This window comes from Pseudovibrio sp. W74 (assembly GCF_001623085.1).
Lineage (GTDB): Bacteria > Pseudomonadota > Alphaproteobacteria > Rhizobiales > Stappiaceae > Pseudovibrio.
Genome location: NZ_LMCJ01000023.1, coordinates 50,717 through 72,036, shown reverse-complemented (window position 1 = coordinate 72,036; position 21,320 = coordinate 50,717). Strand labels below are relative to the sequence as shown.

The 21,320-nt window shown below is 48.8% G+C and carries 15 protein-coding genes and 1 pseudogene; 5 read left to right on the top strand and 11 right to left on the bottom strand.

Annotated elements, in window-relative coordinates; translation table 11 throughout:
* Positions 1-876: LysR substrate-binding domain-containing protein (locus PsW74_RS17630; RefSeq protein WP_063305846.1), on the bottom strand; the 876-nt coding region annotated here is incomplete at its 3' end.
* A gap of 116 nt (positions 877-992) precedes the next feature.
* Between PsW74_RS17630 and PsW74_RS17625 the strand changes: the two genes are divergently transcribed.
* The 3 genes from PsW74_RS17625 to PsW74_RS17610 all read left to right on the top strand — a co-directional run bounded on the left by PsW74_RS17625 (position 993) and on the right by PsW74_RS17610 (position 4,284).
* Positions 993-2,339 (top strand): FAD-dependent oxidoreductase, encoded by a 1,347-nt coding sequence (locus tag PsW74_RS17625; RefSeq protein WP_063289768.1) that lies wholly within the window; start codon positions 993-995, stop codon positions 2,337-2,339.
* A complete protein-coding gene (locus PsW74_RS17620) occupies positions 2,339-3,283 on the top strand; it encodes a PDR/VanB family oxidoreductase (protein WP_063289769.1) in 945 nt (314 codons plus the stop codon). The genes PsW74_RS17625 and PsW74_RS17620 overlap by 1 nt, the downstream gene beginning before the upstream one ends.
* A 758-nt stretch (positions 3,284-4,041) precedes the next feature.
* Positions 4,042-4,284, top strand: coding sequence for a hypothetical protein (locus tag PsW74_RS17610; RefSeq protein ID WP_063289771.1), 243 nt, complete (start codon positions 4,042-4,044; stop codon positions 4,282-4,284).
* A gap of 110 nt (positions 4,285-4,394) precedes the next feature.
* On the opposite strand, the gene PsW74_RS17605 is transcribed toward PsW74_RS17610, so the two are convergent.
* The 5 genes from PsW74_RS17605 to PsW74_RS17575 all read right to left on the bottom strand — a co-directional run bounded on the left by PsW74_RS17605 (position 4,395) and on the right by PsW74_RS17575 (position 13,454).
* Complete coding sequence (locus tag PsW74_RS17605) at positions 4,395-8,012, bottom strand: autotransporter domain-containing protein (RefSeq protein ID WP_208988044.1); 3,618 nt, start codon at positions 8,010-8,012, stop codon at positions 4,395-4,397.
* An 803-nt stretch (positions 8,013-8,815) separates the two neighbouring features.
* Entirely contained in the window at positions 8,816-9,355 is a 540-nt protein-coding gene (locus PsW74_RS17590; RefSeq protein WP_063289774.1) for a hypothetical protein, read from the bottom strand.
* 257 nt (positions 9,356-9,612) lie between these two features.
* Positions 9,613-10,614, bottom strand: coding sequence for an ABC transporter substrate binding protein (locus tag PsW74_RS17585; protein ID WP_063289775.1), 1,002 nt, complete (start codon positions 10,612-10,614; stop codon positions 9,613-9,615).
* On the bottom strand, positions 10,607-12,667 hold the full coding sequence (locus PsW74_RS17580; RefSeq protein WP_208988043.1) for an MFS transporter: 2,061 nt from the start codon (positions 12,665-12,667) through the stop codon (positions 10,607-10,609). Before PsW74_RS17580 ends, PsW74_RS17585 begins: the two co-directional genes overlap by 8 nt.
* Before the next feature lies 1 nt (position 12,668).
* Positions 12,669-13,454 carry a hypothetical protein gene (locus PsW74_RS17575; protein WP_063289776.1) on the bottom strand — a complete coding sequence of 262 codons (786 nt, stop codon included), beginning with the start codon at positions 13,452-13,454 and terminating at the stop codon, positions 12,669-12,671.
* Positions 13,455-14,094: 640 nt separating this feature from the next.
* On the opposite strand from PsW74_RS17575, the gene PsW74_RS17570 reads away from it, so the two are divergent.
* The gene (locus PsW74_RS17570; RefSeq protein WP_057466195.1) at positions 14,095-15,018 is read left to right on the top strand and encodes a LysR family transcriptional regulator; all 924 of its coding nucleotides are present in this window, start codon (positions 14,095-14,097) and stop codon (positions 15,016-15,018) included.
* 84 nt (positions 15,019-15,102) lie between these two features.
* Here the strand turns inward: PsW74_RS17570 and PsW74_RS17565 are convergent, their stop codons facing one another.
* The 3 genes from PsW74_RS17565 to PsW74_RS28670 form a co-directional block, all read right to left on the bottom strand.
* Entirely contained in the window at positions 15,103-16,356 is a 1,254-nt protein-coding gene (locus tag PsW74_RS17565) for a hypothetical protein (protein ID WP_153041750.1), read from the bottom strand.
* Positions 16,357-17,756: 1,400 nt separating this feature from the next.
* Positions 17,757-17,972: a hypothetical protein gene (locus PsW74_RS29835; RefSeq protein WP_244271776.1), complete on the bottom strand. Its 216-nt coding sequence runs from the start codon at positions 17,970-17,972 to the stop codon at positions 17,757-17,759.
* Positions 17,973-18,084: 112 nt separating this feature from the next.
* Positions 18,085-18,291: a hypothetical protein gene (locus PsW74_RS28670; RefSeq protein ID WP_153041751.1), complete on the bottom strand. Its 207-nt coding sequence runs from the start codon at positions 18,289-18,291 to the stop codon at positions 18,085-18,087.
* 35 nt (positions 18,292-18,326) lie between these two features.
* On the opposite strand from PsW74_RS28670, the pseudogene PsW74_RS29830 reads away from it, so the two are divergent.
* Positions 18,327-18,593, top strand: a pseudogene (locus PsW74_RS29830) (integrase core domain-containing protein); the annotation flags it as partial.
* Positions 18,594-19,149: 556 nt separating this feature from the next.
* On the opposite strand, the gene PsW74_RS17550 reads toward PsW74_RS29830, so the two are convergent.
* Positions 19,150-19,848, bottom strand: a complete 699-nt coding sequence (locus tag PsW74_RS17550) for a GntR family transcriptional regulator (RefSeq protein ID WP_244271777.1) — start codon at positions 19,846-19,848, stop codon at positions 19,150-19,152.
* A 103-nt stretch (positions 19,849-19,951) separates the two neighbouring features.
* Positions 19,952-21,136 (bottom strand): M24 family metallopeptidase, encoded by a 1,185-nt coding sequence (locus PsW74_RS17545; protein WP_063289779.1) that lies wholly within the window; start codon positions 21,134-21,136, stop codon positions 19,952-19,954.
* Between the last annotated feature and the right edge of the window lie 184 nt (positions 21,137-21,320).

Below are 21,320 nucleotides of genomic sequence, written 5' to 3'. Positions count from 1 at the left end.
GAGCCAGTCGCGTAACAGTTTAGCTCCCTCGGATATTCCATCTTCCCGGGGACAAACGGCATGGAACCGATGAGGCGCAGACAGGACGGTGGGGCCAATCGGGATCAGTGCTCGGGTTTTTAGAAGCGGCCTGATGAGGCGTTGCCAACCAAGGGCAAGCCCCGCCCCATCCTGCGCAACTTGCAGGGCGATGGCGTAGTTGTTAACCCGGATACCGTTTGCAATCGGGCCATCATACCCAAGTTGCTGAAACCAGTCGCGCCAGGATGTCCAGGTGCGATCCTCAGATTCCAGATGGATCAGACGTTGCCTTGCAAGTTCTGCAAGGCTGCATCCCGTCAGCGTGTCGGCCATGTCTTTGTTGCCAACAGGCACCAGACAATCGCGGTACAATTCCACCTGCTCAAAACGTCCGCCGGTTTCCTGACCGTATCGGATGTAAAGATCCAACTCCGGCACACTGCGAAAAGAGCGATCCACAACCACCTGATTCACCGTGATATCCGGATACTCCTGCCAAAACCGCACAACAGATTGAGAAAGCCAGAGCGAAGCGACTGCGGAGGTTGATCCGACAGTAACAACGTCACTTGCATTGCGCTCTCTCACCGATTGCAGCCTCTGAGAGATCTTTGCAAAAGCAGAGGCAACGGTCTCATAAAGCTGCTCGGCTTCTTCGGTCAGCTCAACGGCTCGGTGCACTCTGCGAAACAGGGAAACGCCAAGTTCTGCTTCCAAAGCTTTAATCTGATGACTAACTGCCCCTGGGGTGACCGAAAGCTCCTGAGCTGCGTTTTTAAAGCTTAAATGCCTCGCTGCCGCCTCAAACGCGGCAAGCGTCGTCAGTGGTGGCAAATTGTAATAGCGACGGGCCATTTTGTTGTTCTCTCGGCTGTCAGATTAGATGATTTCACGTCACATAGTTTTTTTTTGATATTGAAGACAAGATCTTATTTTGTTGTGAAATACCTCTGATATAGGAGGGTTTCAACTTGGGACATATCGGAGACATCGGCAAATTGCCGCCCAAAGATACGCCATCGGGCTGGGTTCCATTAAGTGAACTTTCCGTCATGGGTATTGCACCGCACACAAATCAAACAAGCAAGTTTGACTGGGTCGTGGTTGGTGCTGGCTTTACTGGTTTGGCAGCTGCTCGCCGGTTGGCTGAGCTAAATCCGGAACACAGCATTGCGCTGATTGAGGCCATGCCGATTGGCTGGGGTGCTTCCGGTCGCAATTCAGGTTTTGTGATTGACCTGCCGCACAAATTTGATCTTGATAGCGACGATAAAGAACGTCTTTCCGCCATTTTGCGGCTTAACACAACAGCTCTTACAGATCTTGAGCAGCACACACAAAACCATCAGATTGAGTGTGAGTGGTCTAAGGTCGGAAAGCTGCAAGCGGCAATGAACGAACGCGGCACCGCGAAGATGCAAGGCTTCATGAAAGCTCTTGATCGGATCGACGTACCTTATTCGGTTTTGGATCGCGATGCACTGCGTTCCATGACAGGTACGGGTATTTACACTGGTGCAGTGCACACATCAGGCGGCGTCCTGATGAACCCGGTAAAACTGGCACGCGGACTGGCAGGGTCGATGCCTGAAAATGTGCAGGTTATGGACGGATGTCCGGTCATCAAATTTTCGCGAGGAGATGATTTCAACACGCTGACTGTGCGTTATCAGGGTGTTTCAACGCAAATCCAAAGCCCGAAAACACTCCTTTGCACCAATGCATTCACGAGTGAATTTGGTTTCCTGAAAAACCGCATGGCGCCCGTCATCACTTTTGCCTCGATAACGCGCCCGCTGACTGATGAGGAAATGACCGCTTACGGCGGCGAGCTGGATTGGGGACTCACCCCGGCAGATCCGGGTGGAACAACCTTGCGCATGACGCAGGATCGCCGACTGCTGATACGCAACCAATATGATTATGCAGGCAACTATGGTGCTAGAGATGAGCAGCTGGAAAAGATTGTGCTGCAACACCGCGCCTCATTCCTTACACGCTATCCGCAACTGGAAGCCGTGTCATTTGTGAGCACCTGGGGCGGAATTTGCGGTCTTTCACGCAATCATGTGAGCTTTTTCGGTCAGGTAGCAAACAACGTCTGGAATTCGTCCTGTCACAATGGTGTCGGGGTTGCGCGCGGAACAATTTCCGGCCGACTGATGGCAGAAGCTGCCTCTGGACAACGTAGTTCCCTATTGGAAGATATGGAAAAAGTCTCCGGTCAACCGGCTTTAAACCCGCCTGATCCATTCCTGGGTCTTGGTGTTCGCACACGATTAAAACTTGCCGCATGGCAAAGCAGGGAGGAAGTATAATGGCAACTCACAGAGCCAAACTCATAAAAAAAACCGTGCTGAGTGCCGATACAACGGACTTTTGCTTTGCGCTTGAAGAGGGCCAGTTCACAGGTCTGGAACCCGGCGCTCATGTAGACATCCGCCTCAACGATGATCTGGTGCGCCAGTACTCCATTTGGAACTGGGACCAGAACGGCAAGTGGCTCAATGTAGCCGTGAAGCGCGAAGATGCAGGCCGTGGCGGATCTCTGGCCATGCACGCGTTAAATGAGGGCCAGAGTGTGCAAATCGGCATGCCGCGTAACCACTTCGTGTTGCAGGATGGCCCAAATCACAAAACCCTCATAGCTGGCGGCATAGGCGCTACCCCAATTTTCGCCATGGCGCGCCAACTGCAAAATTCAGGGGCTGATTTTCGGGTGATTTATCTCGTCCGTTCAAAAGAATTAGCTGCTCTGGATGATGCCTTTTCCTCGCTTAACCTTGGTGATCGCTATCAGCTTCACTGCGACGAGACCTCCGGTCCCATTGAGCTAAAAGAAGTGATGCAGTCCGTACCGCTTAATGGAGACATTTATACGTGTGGACCCGAACCATTACTCAACGCCATTCTTGAGGCAGGAAAATCCCTGCGTGGCGGCACAATTCATTTCGAGCGCTTCGCAGCCTCTTCTGATGTAGACCACGGTGACAATACTGCATTTGAAGTTGAAATTGAATCAACTCAGGCGGTCTATCACGTTGGCCCGGATGACAGTATTTTAAGTGTGCTGAAACAGAACGGAATTCATGTTGACGTAGGCTGCGCCGAAGGCCTTTGCGGATCTTGCATGGTGGATGTGGTTAGCGGAGATGTGGATCACCGCGACGGCTTGCTCACTCCAGAAGAACAAGCTAGCAATGAAGTCATGTGCCTGTGCGTTTCCAGAGTGAAATCACCTAAAATAACGCTCGGGCTATGATGCAATAACGGGTTGTAGTTGCAGCCTTGAGACTGATTAGCGGCTTGAAAAGCAGTGTTTTGGCTCACGATTACGGCGGTAGGTGTGAACAATGAGGCAAAACACAAGGGTCCCTATGCTATCATTGAGAATGCCGTTAAAGGCATTCAGCGTAGGATCTGCAACGCAATTCCATTGTAGAGATGATCCGCATTTTGCTTGCAAGATTGCGAGGTGAGAACAGCTGTGCCGCCAAGAAGATATCTCTTTGGGGCTTTATTACAGCTGTTCAAAGAAGGTTTTTGAAGCTGGCAGGAAACGATTTGTTGGTGAAACAGCTCGACAGGCGAGCTCTAGTGAAATTAAGCATCTACGCTAGGAGGCACGTGAGCTCAAAGAGCTGGAGTGGGAGAATAATAAACTCTCATACTGACCAGATCGAGAAGTCGCAAAAGACTGCAGGCTCAGTCAAAATTAAGTTACATACGAATGGATGTATAGGGCTCATTCAACGACAGTTTTCTAAGTATCAAAGTTTCATACCGAAGAGCCCATTGCTGCCATTCGCGAGGCGCAGATCTTCGCGGGTGCAGCAAATCATTTTTGACCAAAACCGGACATTCGCGCACCCTTGCGGTATTCTTAGCCGGAACATGCTCTCAACCTGTAGTGGCTCCCACCTAGCATTCTGATAAAGGTAGCAGATACCACTTTCTTAGAGGCGTAAGAAGTTCGGACTTATCTGCCGTTCGCTACACTGCAAGAACGCAGGTAAGTAAATGACAGTTGCTAGCATCTGTCCGGCACATAAGCTGAGACGGAAGGAGAAAAATGAGCGTGCCTTCAGCACTATCGTCTGCGGGTATGATTTCGATTGCCAGTGCTTATTGTTGGGTCTGGCACGCAAACTGTTGTTGAAAAATGGAACAGTGTTTGGTGCTGTGACCATCGGACGATGCGGTGAGCGTGCAGGCAACAGTCCAGTCGCCATGCGTCTCATGCACAAGGCCGGTATAAGATGATGGAGGTGGCGTACTTTAGTACTCAGTGTGTTTTAAGAAGGCTTGCCCACCGCTGTTGATCCCCGGCGGCGGGCATGATGATCTGTGCGGTGGTGGTGGCTCAAGGATGATCAGAAACGCAGGGTAAGGTTTGCCCTGAGCCCCTGATCAGTGAGCCCAGAACCGAACCGGCCATTATAGGACAATCCAACGGCTGCATCCTCTCCAAGGTCAACTGCAGCGCCCAGATCAAGCACTAGGATATCTCTGGCAACTGGCGCACCGGCGACAGAGAAGTTACTTCCACCATTAAAGGCATGGCTGGCAAACGGCTCCTTGTCGCCGAACGCATGCTGCCAAGCGGCTTGCGCTGAAAGCTTCGCGCTGAACTCACCAAGGTCAGCCAGAGTTCCTACTCGCAGCCCGATAGTGGTATAGGTGCTATCTATGGTTTCGTGACCAGCCGTCAGAGCCGCTGTGCCACCAGTTTCAGAGTACCCGTTGCTGGATAAGCGGACGTAGGACACATTGGCAAAAGGTTCCAGACTGCTCGTGTTGTGATCAAACCGGTATCCCACCTCACCAAAGAGCTGTGCAGTTCGCGCATCATAGGAACCAGCCAGGTTTTCAGAGAGGCCAGTAAAAGCAACCCAGCGTGCTGTGTCGATATCATGCCATGCATAGCTGCCACCAACACGGAGCCCCAGAGCATCAAACTGAGCTCCACCATAGGCACCAAAATACACTGTATCTACTGTTGCAGAGGACTTTCTGCCATTCGCCTCTAACCTGGTATCATCATAACCGCCAAAAGCTCCAAGACGGGTGTTATCACCGATCAGGACATCGCCTCCCACAAACAACCCGCCGATCGAGCGATCAAACCCTGCAGTGTTGTGGTTTCCACTCCAGCTCCCCCAAGCGCCAAAGCCATGCCCCCAGAAGGTGGCGTTCTCGCTGATACGTTTTTCAGCCTGTGCCTGTCCGTCGGCGGTCACAGCTACCGTTGCAATGCGCATACGGTGCAGCGCAGCTTCGCGTGCAAAGCGGCTGTCCTCAAGCAGCGCTGTCCTGATTGAAGCGTGTACTTCGCCAGAGAGCTGATCAAGCGCCTGCGGTGCCTCTTCACCTGAAAGGTTGAGCACCGCGCTGTATAAAGGCCCGCTATCAAGCGAAAACACACCGCCGCCCGTTGCGCATTGATTGGCGCTCATTCCTGAAGCGCAGAACGTGGGCACGGCAAGTTCTGAAGTCAGAAAAACACTATTAGGATCATAGGACAGAGCAAAATTGAGGAATGCAAAATCATCGGTTGGTGTAGGGGAAATGAATGTTCCATTAATGCCGTCATTTGCGGTGATGATGGTGTAAATCGTGCCAGCGGTATAGGTCGATCCGTCATCAGTTCCGCTTTCCGGCAAGACATGCACCGTTCCACCATTGATCGTGACGGTGTTACTGGCAGCAAGCAGATCATTATTGACACCCGCTGCAGCGCCGCCGTCGTTCAGCTCAACCTCATAAACCGAACCGGCATTGAAAACAGTCGATGTCGTGTTCATCGTACCAATGGAGTTACCAGGTGCAATCACAGCACCGGAGTTGACTGTAACTGCTCCCAGTGTACCCGACCCTCCAAGACTGCCACCATCAGTCGTAACATCTCCAATGAAACCATCAACAACCAGTGCTCCACCAGACACTGTGGTGTTACCGGAATAGGTGTTGTTGCCGGTTAGGATGAGTGTTCCGAGATCAGTCTTTTTGAGAGAACCGGTTCCAGTCAAGTTGGAGGCGACGATAGTCGAATATCCCGCACCTGTATCAGTACCATCTCCGACCCGGATCGCAGTTGCTCCGGTAAGTGCAATATCTCCGCCCGAAACTCTGTATCCGTCCGTTGCAAACTGCATGCCTTTGGAGACAGACACCCCGGCACTATCTACCGTGACAGTATCTGCCTCTGCCTGAAAGATCAGGAAGCTGTCTGGATCGTGTGGCGCGCTTCCCGAACCGTCGGCATTAGTCCAGTTGGTACCAATTGCGCTCCAAGTGCCTGATCCGCCATGAATGGTGCCGTCTGCACTGGTTACCGCCCCATTCCAAAAACTCAGCAGGTTAGCATTGACTAACAAATTGACCTGACCCGCTGTGGCGGTTTGGATGTCGTAGTTGAACTCCGTCGGCGCTAGACCTATTTCAATGTCGTTATCGGTCAAACTGCCGCCATAGGTGATCAGGTTATAGACCCCGGCGTCAAAACCACCCGCATCAGTGATATTGAGCAATCCATCCAGTGTCAGATCACCGCCAACAGCAATGAGGTCGCTGTCCACACCCGCCGTTCCGGACGGAGAGCCGAGTTCAAAGTCGAGGACTGAGGCAGCTGTCAGACTAAGGTTGCCGCCGACTGTGAGCGTACCAGGGCTATTGCCTGCAGCAATTGTTCCGCTTGTGACTGTTGCCGAACCGTTGATCGTGCCTGAGCCGCCAAGGGTGCCGCCATTGACTGTCACATTACCGATGGTGCCATTAACAATCAGCTTGCCACCAGAAACAATGGTGTCTCCGGTGTTGGTATTCGTCCCTGTCAGGATCGTAGTGCCGGAAAGCTGATTGACACTGCCAGCCCCGCTGATATCCGCGGAAAAGGTGTAGTCACTATCCGTATGGTTGAAGTTGATCACCCCGGTTCCGTCTCCGAACTCAACCGTGGATGCATCAAGCGTACCGGCTACAGCAGCTGTTTCACCACTGCCCGCACCGATATTCAAAACGCCAGAACCCGTTGAATTAGAACCCAGCCGGGTCACCCCGGACACACTCACTGTTGCATCGTTGGAAATCGTCAGAGTACCATCGCCATCGCGGCCGACATATAGATTCTCTGAATTGTCCCAGGTTGCCCCGGTGCCGGTCACCTCAACAATGCCGGTTGAGTCTTTGTAACGGCCGATAAAGCCGGATATATTACTCACCGTGCCGCCATCAGACACCGTCAGAGAGCCCCCCCCATCGCGGCCGACACTCAGATTGCCCGAATTGCCCCAAGTTGATCCGGTGCCGGTCACCTCAACAACGCTGGTTGAGCCTTTGTAACGGCCAACATAGCCGTAGTTACTATTCACCTTACCGCCATCGGATACCGTCAGAGTGCCATTGCCAGATCCTCCGACAGCTAGAATGCCTGAATTGACCCAGATTGATCCGGTACCGGTCACTTCAACACTGCCGGTTGAACCGTTGCTATAACCGATGTGGCCGTACCAATTACTCACCATGCCGCCATCGGACACCGTCAGAGTGCCGTTACCATTGTCACCGATACTGAGATCCACTGAATTGTCCCAGGTTGACCCGATGCCGGTCACCTCAACGGCGCCGATTGATCCTCTGTTATCTCCGATATAGCCGTAGTTACTATTCACCACGCCGCCATCGGATACTGTCAGAGTTCCTTCGCCGCTGTAGCCTACCCTCAGATTTTTTGCCTTTGCAGTTCCGTTGGTGGTTTTATCCGTTACATTGGTCGGATTGGGTGCTGTGGTATCGATGTAAACACTTCGTGCCCCATTCGGGATAATATCCCCAGACCAGTTGTCCTCAGCAAACCAGTCGGTCGAGTGGTTACCTTCCCAAGTCTGCCCAAAGGCGTCGGTTGCTACGGACAACATCAAAGGTCCTGATACAATTAGCCCTGCCGCAAGATAGGGCGCTCGACTTGCTGTAGTGCCGGCCACTTTGGTCATGCACCCACCGCACCGCAGATGGTCCAGAAAATGATCGAAATATGTTCCTGAAGGGGGCGTAATCATGCGGCTATTGGAACTCTTGGTTCAAAATCTTTGATGTATCCATCTCACTCCAAAACCTGATCGTTTTGATGTGAAATGACGCGGAATTTGTCGATGCCTGTTCAGGAACACTCGTCAGTTTTGGGTATGGCTTCCCGAAATGAGTAAAATGGTACCTGCGAAGTGCTTCCGGTTCGGATGGACACTTTTTATGGGCAACGCGCTCATGCGTAACGGTTGCTGCCACTCATTCGGATTGGAGCGGTGGAGAGCAAAAATGGGCAATTGGATCAGATAAAAAAGGTGGCTTTTTGCTATTTATTGCCGCTCATTTCGTCAGGCTCAAACCATCCTTGCCAAGCCTTCCAACTTCTTCATGGGTTGAAAATACCTAGATCCCTGAACCTTCACAACAGAAAGAAATTGAAGGCATTATTGCTATTAGCTATGAAGCAGAGGATGATGAATGCGGTCTCTTTTACGAGGTGCATCAATGGCAAAAAATATAGAGTAAATCTTGGATATGAGACTGCACCAGCCGCATAACATGCTAGAGGCGGCGATGGTTGTCATCAACGCCAAGTGAGTGGATCAGCGTTTTGAGCGGGCGTGAGCAATTGGCAAAATGCAAGGGTCGCCAGCAACATTGCTTGGAAATCAATCGGAGACATGATGTTTTTCGAATGGACTAACAATTGCCCTTCATTGAATGACGCTTGATAGAGTTTCCGGTGTAGCTTTATTGCGGAGTTCCACATCTAAGCATGTGGATCCTCTAGAATAATGTGGGACAGTTCTCTGTTCACAGAGTGAATGTAATTTGCAGCCCAGCTCAGGCCGTAGACAATTGTGGCACAGCCAAGCGTATGGGCCAGTGCAGTGTGCAATTCTGCTAGAAAATATATGCTATCCGCACGCTCCCAACTAGCCAAAGTAAGTCCCAAATAGCTGCTAAGTCCTTCATTTACTGCCAATCTCACTCCGCCAACGAGAGGTAAAACAGCAAGAAGAGCAAATAGCACTGTGATTGATAGGCGTAAAAACCAATGGTGCGATTTGTTGAGAAGTCTGCGCTTGTCTACAAAGTAAAGTAGGATGAGTTTTCCAAGAACGGCAATCAAGAGTCCCATACCCCAAAATGCATGGAAGCGCGTGTAGCCAGCCGCGTCGATCTCCGCTGGTTTTTGTTCGAGGCCCCCAATTCCGAGCAGAAATTGCAAAGCACCCAAAGCCAGAATTGCCCAGGTAAATATCTGAGATAGTTTCCTGATTTGAGTATTGTAACCTGAAAACTGCATTGCTTACCCTTCTTCTAGTATCCAACTTCTCAGTATTTTCATTTGCAGAAAATAGTTAGGCCTTGGACTTTCACAACAGAAAGAAATTGAAGGACTTATTGCTATTAGCTATGAAGCGGAGGAGGGTGAATGCGAGCTCTGTTGCACAACACTTCAGTGGCGAAATCCAGCGCAAAGCGCGGGTATTACACCGCGGTGATGATCAAGTTAACTTGCAGCCTGTCATGGCCATGAGTGCCGATGAGAAAATACAATTGTCATTTAACAATCTTTGCGATGCTGATGATCGATAAGGGAGGGTAAAGACTAAGTCGCTTTGCGGCTTGCATGTTTACGAGTACTGAAAATCGTTCGAGAGCCCTGATTGATAGTGCTCCAGGTGACTTTGCTTTGAATAAAATTTCGTAGGCCTGAGAAGCTGCTAATTTGCCTACGTTTTTGTAGCTGTTAGAAACAGACATAAGGGCCAGGCCGTTGCGAACCATTTGCTCATATGCACTAAAAACCGGCAGGTTTTCTGATATTGCAGCTTCTGTGTAACTTTGCCGGTTTTCGAGATTAAAAGAGCTGGATCCAACATATAACGCGTCTGCGCCCAGGGCTTTTGCCTCGGCAATCTTGAGCGGAATTTCTGCTGGATCTGCCCGTTCGTCCGCGCCAAGACTATATTCAAGAGAAATGACCTCAAAACCCAGTTGATCTGAAAGTGCCGCCAACTTTTGAGTGTTCTGGTGAGAGTTAACTGCGTTCGACTCGTTAATAACCGCGAGATGCTTTATGGGTTGGTACTCAAAAATGTGTTTGAGCTGTACAGTCTCATTCACACGATTATGCACGCCAGTTACCAAGGGCCGCCCTGAGGTTTCATGGTCTACGATAATGCCTGCACGAACCGGATCTGCGACAATCATAAAAAGGGATGGGATGTCACCCAAACCTGAGCCTATACCGTAATCTGCAATCGTGCCAATGAGAGAACGCGTGACTGAAGTCCCCCAGGTGACAACAAGATCGGGTCTCTCTTTGAGGAGCAGTTGCTTCACTTCCGGCAAGAGGCTTTTGTCTTTCGCCACATCAGTGACGATCACGTTTACAGGAAGCTTTCTGCTTTTGAAAAAATGAGTGAAGCTTTTACAAGCCTCTTCACAGCCACGCCAAACAACCATGCGCACCTGATAAGCGTCCGAGTCGTCCTCTCTGGCTCTTGTAGCCCCCGCCATTAAAATAAGGGCAACTATGATGAGCATCACTTTAGGCATGAGCTTGCACCTCCTGCTTTGAGGAGCGTGAAACCAGAAGCATTATGAGTCCCGAGCCAATAATCGCAGCACCGAGAAGTGCGGCAACAGTGGTATACTCTTGCTTTACAAGCAGTGCTGCTACGATAAGTGGACCAGCAGCGCTGCCGACACGCTCAAACATACGAAGATAACTCAGCGCACCTGTTCTGCTAATTTGTTGCTCCTTCTCGACTGCTTCCATGACCGCAACCATGATGGGAGCCTTGATGAAGGCATGAGCGAGGCCTACCAACGCGACCACTATAAACACAGCGATAATGTTCGTGTTTTGGTATAGAGCCATCAGAGCCACTCCTGACGCAATTGTTGCATAAGTGATCACGGAAAGATTTTTTCCAAGCTGATCAGAGAGACGAGAGGCCAGTGGGCTGATTGGTATAATAATCAAGGAATAGGCCATCATAATCCGACCAATCTCAGATTGACTGGCATCCAAGCTGGCCAGATAGATTGGAACAAAGAAATAGAGGAATCCTGTGAGGACAATTTTGGTCGGAATTGCGCAAAACATCAGGATTGCCACGAACTGCGTGTTTCCTAAGAGCGTTATCAAAGGCTTACCTGCTTTTGATGTTGTTGAGACGGTATCCGACTTGAAGCTTGGCAACTCGTTTTGCAGCATTCGCCAACCCAGAATACCTGCAAGGACCATAAGACTGATAGCGATGACGAAAACTGGCTTATAACCAACCCAATCAGCCAAAATTGCACCAATTGCCGTTCCACACATAGTGGCTGTCATGGTAACACCAACATAGGTTGCCATTGCTTTTGCGCGGCTCCCTTCGTCTGCGACAGCAGCAATATAACTCTGGCAACTGATTGTAATAATCCCGTAACCGATTGCAGTAATCGAACGAGCAATAACAATGTCAGTTGCGTCTTGGGCTAAAATACAGAAAATGTAACCACCGATTGCAGGTACCAAACCAGCGAGGTAAAGCTTTTTGTTGCTGAAACGTTCAATAAGCTGTCCTGAAAACGGTGAGATGATAGCGACGACCAGCATGAAGGCTGAAATCGGCAGGCCCGTCATGATGTCTTTTTCGAACCAATCGTTTTCATCGTAATACTCCATGGAGAAAAACGGTAGAAACGACTTTTGAAGCTCATCAGCTAAGCAAAATACAAAAAGTGGTATCCGTGCATCTGCAATAGACGCCTTGTTACCTTCTTCGACACGATACAACTTGTATTTCTTAGCGAAAGTACGCAACTCTTCGCGTGATATATTTTTTGCCTGCTGCAGTTGCTCAAGCGTTTTACGAATTTTGGCGTTTTGCCGGTTCATCGTTGCAATGAACCGACCGGCCCAATCTTTGCGGTCAGAGCCAAGATATGTGCCCAAATGCCCTCCAGCACACTTTACGATGGCTGTTTCAACAAGACGTAGTGGCACTGTTATGGTTGAACTGACGCAAACAATCACGACTTCAACCGCAATCAGACATGCCGCCAAGAGAAGAACAAATGTATCAAGAAAGATACTGGTGAGCTGACTGTTGACGTACTCCTCATCCAAAGTGGTTTGCACTCGAGCAACAGGAGCACCATTCACAACTACATCCGTTAATACCGTCTGTTTCCTGTTGTCAGAACCAAAAATAAACACTCCTAACTTCGAAAGGGAGTCGAAGGTTTGCTGAGCAAGTAAAATGGCATTGCTCTCGGTACTCTCACGCTCCAAGGGGAGTGTCTCACTCTCTCCCAAATGCACCGGAGAGTTAACTGCAACAATAGAAATTCCACTTATTTCCTTGTGTTCTGCAGTTAGGTCAGTGAGGTACTTTTTAACTCCTCTGATTTCAGAGAACGGAATACCAATCTCGCTAGCATATTCCAGATTTTGCTTGACGGTTTCGCTAACGCTCCGTGCCTTTGCAAGCAAGAATGGGTTTAGGCCAGAGTTAAACTCCGCCAGAGTAACAACAACACTTAGAAATGCTGCCACCGACATAGCAACTGACATAGTCAGCAAAAAGTGTCTTGAGAATCTTGAGAATATCGTCACGTCAACTTTCCTCAAGACTATCGCTCAGTTTGGTGACTGCGCTGACACTAGACATTTTTGAAAGGTCAAGTAGTGCTGTTTCTTGCATTCTCTTGCCCTTCGATATCTGTTTTTGCAGCTCATCAGATCCCTTGGGATCAAGAGTTCCCAAATCCGCCTTACCAGACTTCCTGAAGTAAGACTTTCGAGCATGTAATTGGAACAAGGAGAAAAGGCCTATCGAGATTGCAACGATTGCAAAAATACCCAGATACATAAGTGTGAGACGGGACCATGTGTCTCTCACTTTTGCTGATAGCTCCTTAGTATGCTCTGAGACTAAAATAGCTCCCATAATGGAGTTTGAAGAGTCGCGCAGTAAGCGGCCAGCGTACAGATACTCCCCACTTTCACGTGTTATGGTCTTATCATCACTCGTTAGAACGCCGGGCAGAACCTCATTCATATCTTCTTGCAAGACATTGCGATCTCCGGAATGAGCCAGGATCGTGCCCTGAAGATCTAAGAGAATAATTTGATGAATCTTTGGGTCGCGCAAGCGCTCGCGTTCGATCAAAGCGTCCAGATCGGATATTTCATGCATGCTCAGGCCGACAGCTTCCGCTCGCCGGATAACCACGTCAATAGCGCTCGCGGTGACTTGCAACCGAGATGATGTTGCCTCGACAACCAGTGTTCGAAACTTAAGCAAGCTTAAAGCACTTTGGAGCGCAAGCATCACTGCAATAACCGCAAGAGTCGAAACAACAACTCGCGATCTAATACCAGAAAGCATCTGAGTATCCATAAACTAAGGTCTCTAATCTTATCGTCACGTGTAATTTGAAACTATGACGTTCGCCGGATTATCTGGTTGTAAGGCGGGTCTGAGGCACAGCAGCTAACGGGCGTCGTCTTGGTTATGTGGAGCAGCTGTGGCACCAATCGGACAAGTACCACCTCAAGTTTCAGTTGGGTGACAAGTACTATATTCTCACATTACTTGATATTTCGATATTACCTGAACTTACTACATACTAATAGAATTTTGATTTGATAATATATCGCATTTTTGCAATTTATTCATTTGATAGGATAGAGATAATTCAATAAACTCATCATATATACGTATTTTTTATTTAAAAATATCCCATTACTACTTAATGGTATCAAAATTAATTGCTGTATTATTGACATCTACTAACAGCAAATATAGATCTCTCAGTCCGAAATGCACACTATCGCAACCTCGAGTTAAACACAGAGATTAATTGTAACGCGGAATGCGGGCTCTCGTTACTTATCATCGCTCATTACATTCGGTTCGTTCGATTTCCATTTTGCGCTCTAGTAAAACTACGGACTGTGAGTAAGCAACTCATTAGACCACCGCAACAAAAAGAAATTGAAGGCCCTATAGCTATAAGCTATGAGGCGGAGGAGGGTAATTGAGTACATTGACCATTCAGAGACTTGAGATCTTTCGAGCAATCTATGAGAATGGAAGTCTTACTCAGGCAGCGTCAGAGCTTAAACTTGCGCAACCTACCGTTAGTAAGCATATCAGTAATTTTCAACGGACATTGGGATTTGACCTCTTCGTCAACGAAAAGGGGCGCCTGCGACCAACCGTAGAAGCAGATGCGCTCTACCAAGAATGTAAGGATATGTTTGATCAGCTGGAGCATATTGATCAGTCTGTTCAGTCACTGCGTCGCGGTAGTGAGCAAATCCTCAGGGTGATGATTGTTGTACCTGGAGCACAACTGCGCCTCTTCAGTGATGCTATCCGGGCCGTGAGAGATCGATGGCCCGATATTAATTTGATTGTTTCTGTTGGAGGGCGGGATACTCAGATTTGGAAGCTGCGCAGAGGGGAAATTGACCTTGGAATAGGAACTCCTAAGCTGCCCCATCCAGATATTGAAAGTGTGGTTTTGACCACCTTGCGGATGGTGGGCATTATGCCAATTACGCATGAACTTGCAACTCAGAAGAAAGTTTCCGTCTCTGATTTTGGCAAGTACCCGAGCATTTTACCGTCAGAATCTACATTGTATGGTAAGCTCATTTTGAGAACCTTAGAGCATGTGGGTGTCGTTCCAGATACCAGGATCAGCGCGGATGCGCCCAGCCAACTGCCATTACTTGTAGATTCATTAGAATGCTTGAGTATTCTTGATATGATAACAGCCTTTCATCCACCTAAAGATGCCGCCATCAAAGTTTTACCATTAGATGTGTCCATGGACTACAACGTCTGCGTCAATCGGATCCAGGGCCGTGTTCTTACACCGCAGGCCGAGTTCTTAATTGAGAAACTTCGCGAAGGGTTGTTACAAGAAAAGCAGCGCATGGAGCGACAGCTTTAGGGTTGTAGCCGAATTTTGTGTGTGAACTCAGTTTGTTGAATGGAGAGGCGGCGCAAGATAAAGACGCCGCCTTTAAGATACTTATCACTCAGCACAAGGCTCTAGGCAGAGTGGGTCATCTTCTCTGCAATAACCGGGAACGCATTGTGGACCGCCATAGCCAGCCGGCGGATTAGAAATGCAGGCATAGTCTTGTGTATCGGTGGCTCCTGTACACTTTCCAGTCTCCAGACAGCTCTCAGTTGTATTTGTCTGGAACTGGAAAAGCACTCGATTTGTGGCATGTTTGTCTGGATTGCATGTAGCAGTAAAGGTGTTTGTCACAGACTGTGATAGCGCCGTTTGGAAGTTCTCTGACAATGCAAAGCTCATTGACACCTGTTCACTGAGCTTTCCACCAGCGCCAAGAACCTCAAAACTTTCCTCCATAGATTCTGTGACTGTGCTTGACCATTCTGCCGTCGTCGACCAAGTATTGGTGCGTGAGGTACCGATTGAAAGTTGTTCCGAAATCGAGCATCCTTGCCCTTGACAAGACTGGATTTTTGACCAGACCCCAAATGTACTGGTAGCAGATGGTGCTACGGCCATCCAATAACAACGCTTGGTTTCGTGGACCGGATTTGGCCCAAAGGTTTCATTGTTACATTCATAGATACTGTCTGCTGAATGCAAAAAGCGCCAATCAAATTGATTGTCAGTGCCATAACGCATGAGAACGACATCGCCGACTTGCGGAGTGCAGTTTTGTCCCTCGGTAGCGCACTCTGTGGGCGTGTTATCCTCTGACAGAGTATAGTACGCGCTACTGCTGTACTGGCATACCTTGTCGGTGCCGTTGAGCGGGTTGTAGTTGAAGTAATCGTTGGTGCATGCCACTGTTTGCTCGCCATCACCGGACATCACGGTGTACATCCAGCTGCTGCTGCTGCCATATCGGATCCAGTGCATCTTACCTGTATCAGGCAGGTTGAACGTCGCCCCTTCCTTCGCAACTTCAATATAGCTACCCTCAGGCGCGACTTTCAGTAGGTTCGCTGTCGTATAGGCACACTTCTTGTTTTGACCATCCGACGGGTTGCCCCAGAAATTGTTGCAGGAAATTCTGTCCAGACCCTGAGCGAGGATGTAGGTATAATTATCTCCCTCACCGTATCGCATGGTGATGACGCCGTCACTGTCGGGATAGCAGTGCTTGCCCTCATCGGCGCAGTTAACCCAACTTGTTTCTTCCGTTTGCTCCTCGCTTTGCTGAGTGGTATCGGCTTGCACGGGGGGCGCGATCAAGGCTTGGGCTACGAGCACAAAGCCTGCAGCAGTCAAGAGATTTCGTAGCAAAGGATAATCCTTTCAAGAAAACACACTAGATGTGAAATGGCTCAAGCTACGTCTTGCAAGTACGCAACAGGGTACGCCGTTCCAGGTTTTTGAAGATCTGTTCAACTGAAGAGAGGGGGTTTCTTATTTAAAAAATTGGGATCTAAACATCGCTATCCTCAAGTAGAACCGCGACAAAAAGTAGATTGGCCTCACAACGGTAGCAACACAAATAATTTTAATGCTATATTGCTGTGGTCTATACGTTAATTAATCTAATTATAATTAATTTTTATATAATTTTATTTTATTTGTACTTAGATAAGAACATTGCCGTTAAGATATAATGATATAACAACTTACAGCATTACATAGTGAAGACGTAACCTTAAAATAACTAAGGAATAATTTGGGAGAAATGCCAAGGTAAACATGTAGAGGCTCCTTAGAACTATAATAGGACCACTCCAGCTAGCGAAGTCATTGGGTACTTCTTCGATCCTTGACGACAAAGGGGTATCATCAAGCTGCTAACTGGCATTTCTCCCACATCAAAGTTAGTCACTCAGACTGTTGCTCTTCTTACTCCTATTAAACTTAGCAATAACAGACCTGGAATCTGCGATTATCATTTTGATGCCATCGATGATTGAGTATTTGAAGGCAACTATGCTTACAACGCAAATAGTTATGAGAGACTTTGCTTTGGGCTATACATTAAAGTTTAAAAGCAAAGGTATTGGTTTTGAACTTAGCTCTCTAGAAAGAGAGCGAGCAAGACCAACTGCCTTCTACTTAAACTGCTTGACTAGGTGGTGAGATCGGCTGTTCAGGTTGTTGTAGACTTGAACTACATAACTTAAAACGCTCATCCAATTTGGAAGTGCTTATGTGTGCAACCAAGGAGGTGCCGCCGCACCACTGACAGTTGGACACAGTACATGCTTCAGTTAGCGCCCGCAGAGCTCAGCCTCGTACTCGCTTAAGGCAACCTGCTTTGCAGGCAGATCTACGCTTTCTCCACCTTACATTCTCCGATCGAAACGCCACTACTAACCGAACACTCGGAAAGGGGACTGATTTCAGACCAATTCGAGCCTTCTACGTGTAAGCCGTTTGCATAGCTTATGCAGAGATTGCCATTCAACTCTTGCTAGATCCGCCCAAATGTCCGATTCTCTAATCGAGTGTTAAGGTCAAGCTCTTTTTCCTTTTCATTCGGACCATATCTATCTCCGGGTCACGCTTCTCTTCGCAGTCTGGAGCGCTCTTCATTGTGAACGGCTGCATCCATGTGCCGGAATGGCTGTAGAGAGCCTCGCTTGTGGACGAGCTTTCATGGCGTAGCAGACATTTTTGGCTTAATCTACAAACTTCGTCCAGAGAAGACGAGCCTGCTGTGATGTTGAGGTCAGGCTATATCATGTAGCAACCTCCAAGCCATTACGACAGAACGATGTATCATCAACCCACATGCGATGCATGACAAATGCAAGCTTTCTGGTCACAGCAACAACGGCACGGCAGCGCCCTTTGGTCTGCATCAGGCGCATTCCCCAGCTCTTGATGCTGGATACGCCAGTACAGCGGGTTAGCATCGCATTGGCAACCGTATAAAGGGCAGAACGGACCTCCACGTCTCCAGCTTTAGAGATCCGGCCAGGATTGTCGGTTTCTCCCGACTGAAATCGCTTCGGTGTTAAGCCGAAGTGGGCAGCAACCGTTTGCGAACTCCTGAATCGTGCTGGATCATCCAACGCAGCGAACAAATGCCAGCGCAGTCATTACGCCAACGCCAGGGATTTCCATCAGTCGCAAACACACTGCATTGGTGCTTGCCGCGTGTTTAACGCGCTTATCCAGCTCTTGATAGGTTTGCAGTAAAGCAAGCCGTGCGTCCAGCAGTAGAGCCAGCGCTAGGCTCGAACCCGGATTGGCTTCGATAAACGGTCGCACTGTTGCATTAAAGCGTGTGTGTTTAATCCGTCCGGCAGGCGCAGGGTAAGATCGAACGCTGGCACCAGACCATGAAGAACTGTATCCTGCTCGAAAACTATTACATGTCACAGGACTTGGAAATGCAGATTGGTAACTTCGTCGAGTACTATAATCACTAGCGCTATCATGAGAGCCTTGGCAACGTGACGCCAGCCGATACCTATTTCGGGCGGGCTAAGCAAATCCTAAAAACCCGGCAGACGATTAAACACAAAACTCTTCAAACCCACCCCTTGCGCTACCACGCACAAGCCGCATAACATCAACGCGTAACAGGGCCAAACACTCCCTTACTCAAATAGCCGTTCTGTGTGTTGACAAACAGACCTCAATCTTCTTGGAAGGGGAGAGTAGATTTTTATGATAGATACTCAAGGATCTGATGATGTTCCTCTCCTTCCGTCTGAGAGTTCAAGTTGAATAGATTTATTGATCTTACTCGTGACAAACGAGATGCTTTTTCATTGGGCTTGAAGTGCAAATATTGCACCTTTAACTGACGCTTAATGCCTTAGACTGTGAGTAGGCATAGGTGCTGCGACGATTGCTATAAAAATCATCAATATCACAAAAGCATTGGAAATATGATGCCAACTGAAACCAACTTTCAGATGAAGATGGTAGCTTCTGGAGTTCTAGAGGGCAATTAAGCGTAAGGCATTCCAAAAATGCTGCTGGTGCTATCTCGTATAAGCCGCCGAACATTAGTGTATAGCAGGGCTAAACATTCCGCTGCTCAAGGGTGTATTTGTCACGTTTACTTGATGAGGAACAAGTGACTATCGTGGATATTCTTATGCTCTTCATGCATCCTCCCTACTTGTTCTCAACGTTTTGGTAAGAGATTCTCATGCGGGTGAAGCTCATGGAGATGTGGGCTTTTTGGATGAGGGAGACGGCTTTCAGGTCTCCCAGCTTTAACGCTGTCAGGATGTCGTCCATTTCCCGGTTGAAGATGATAACTTCGTCTGTCAAATCGATGACGGATGCAAATAGAGACTTGAGCCAGATGCGGGTTGTCTGCATGTAGAGCCTCTCCGATATCTCGCGCAAAGGACCGTTATCTGTGAGCTTGAGGATGGTGAGGAAGAAGTCCATGATCAGGATCGAGAACTCGCGGGCATTTGGGTTTGTCTGCAGTTCTTTGGCGCGGGCAGTCAAAGCCTCAAACTCAGATAGTATCTCCTTTGTGGGAGGTGCTGGCGACAATTTTCCGCTGAGTTCCGCCAGTTCCATGCGCAGCAGATAGGTTTGTTCCAGCTCCTTGATGTCCACGTCCGTTACAAAGGTACCGACACCATGAACTGAGCGCAGCAGGCCTTCGCTTTCCAGGCGAACCAGCACCCGGCGCAATGGTGTCCGGCTCACACCGAATTCTTCCGCCAGTTCTGTTTCAGAAAGTCGTTTTCCGGGCGCGTAATCCAACAGGCAGATACGATCCCTAATTTCATCATACATCCGGTCAAACCGGTCGCGTGCGCTATAGTCGATATTCGCCAGATCCAAGATGTTCACCGATCACTCTTTTCTCGTGTTCTCGTTGTATATACTCATAGTGCCAAGGGCAAAGCTATTGATCCCTTGGCACACTAGTTGTTTGGCCTGACGTGTTTATAAATCAGTCTTTTATGAAGAGTTTGCGCTCAACATTACAAAGAGCTTGGGCCGGGCCTGCCTCGGTGATGAGGATTGTCTCCGTGGTCTCCAACCCCCAGTCATCCAGCCAAAGGCCTGGCATGAAATGAAAGGTCATTCCGGGCAACAAAACTGTTTCATCCGTAGGTCGAAGCGAGAGAGTGCGCTCGCCCCAATCAGGTGGATAGCTCAGGCCAATCGGGTAACCGCAACGTCCTCCACGATCAATGCCGACTTTGGCGAGTGCATTGTTGAGTGCATTGGCTATATCACAGGCGCGGTTTCCTGCTCTGGCCGCCTCCAGGCCAGCTTCCAATCCTTCTGTCAGGGCCATCGAGGCGTCGACCATCGATTGTGGAGGTTTGCCAAGAAAGACTGAGCGGCACAGTGGGGCGTGATAACGCCGGTAGCAACCGGAGAGTTCAAAGAAAGTAATCTCTCCAGTTCGCATTTGGTTGCCGTTCCAGGTTAGATGAGGTGCTGTCGCATCCCTTCCAGATGGTGTCAGAGGCACAATGGCAGGATAGTCTCCCCAGTCATCTCCAACACCAGTAATCCCGGCGTGGCTTATATCCGCAACCAGCTCATTCTTCTTCATCCCAGGCTCAGCTTTATCAAGTGCAATCCTGATAATTTTGTCCGAGATGATTGCTGCTTTTCGAATGAAAACAAGTTCTTCTTCTGATTTAACACCGCGCTGCCAGTTGACCAGCGCCGTTGCATCAACAGGCACTGCATTGGGGAGCTCTGAAAACAAAACCGCATGTGCTTTGGCGGAGTAATAATAGTTTTCCATTTCCACGCCGATACGGGATGTGGAGTAGCCTCTTGCTTCAAGGTGTGATGCCAGATCCTCCATAGGATGGCAGGTTGTTGACTGGATGTATCGATCTGCATAGCCAAGCACATGGTCGTCATCCATCCAAACAGTTCGCAGCGCCCCATTTGCATCCTGGATCCGGCCCCACCATAACGGATCTCCCTCCAATGGCAGGATTACGCCTTGATGCACGTAAAATGACCAGCCGTCATAGCCCGTCAACCAAGCCTGGTTCGATGGATCAGTCACAAACAAGACCTCAATCCCGGCCTGCATCATGGCACTGCGGGTCTGAGCAATGCGCCGATCGTATTCTGTTTTGCTGAATGGAGCATTTTCTAGGCCCATGTCGCCCTCCCTTGTCAAAATTATAATTGTACACAACAGTAACTAACACCAATAAGATCAATCAAAAAAAACAAATTTACCAGCATTAAAATTAGCAGAATATAGCTATGTGGGTAATTTTATTATTGACTATGCCGAAATATCAATCATGTTGTGTACATCAAGTATTTGCACGTAGGTTTGC

Coding starts and splice junctions, on each gene's coding strand:
- PsW74_RS17605 (WP_208988044.1), bottom strand. CDS start 8,012: ATGACCAAAGTGGCCGGCACTACAGCAAGTCGAGCGCCCTATCTTGCG.
- PsW74_RS17610 (WP_063289771.1), top strand. CDS start 4,042: ATGACAGTTGCTAGCATCTGTCCGGCACATAAGCTGAGACGGAAGGAG.
- PsW74_RS17620 (WP_063289769.1), top strand. CDS start 2,339: ATGGCAACTCACAGAGCCAAACTCATAAAAAAAACCGTGCTGAGTGCC.
- PsW74_RS17575 (WP_063289776.1), bottom strand. CDS start 13,454: ATGGATACTCAGATGCTTTCTGGTATTAGATCGCGAGTTGTTGTTTCG.
- PsW74_RS17590 (WP_063289774.1), bottom strand. CDS start 9,355: ATGCAGTTTTCAGGTTACAATACTCAAATCAGGAAACTATCTCAGATA.
- PsW74_RS17545 (WP_063289779.1), bottom strand. CDS start 21,136: ATGGGCCTAGAAAATGCTCCATTCAGCAAAACAGAATACGATCGGCGC.
- PsW74_RS17585 (WP_063289775.1), bottom strand. CDS start 10,614: ATGCCTAAAGTGATGCTCATCATAGTTGCCCTTATTTTAATGGCGGGG.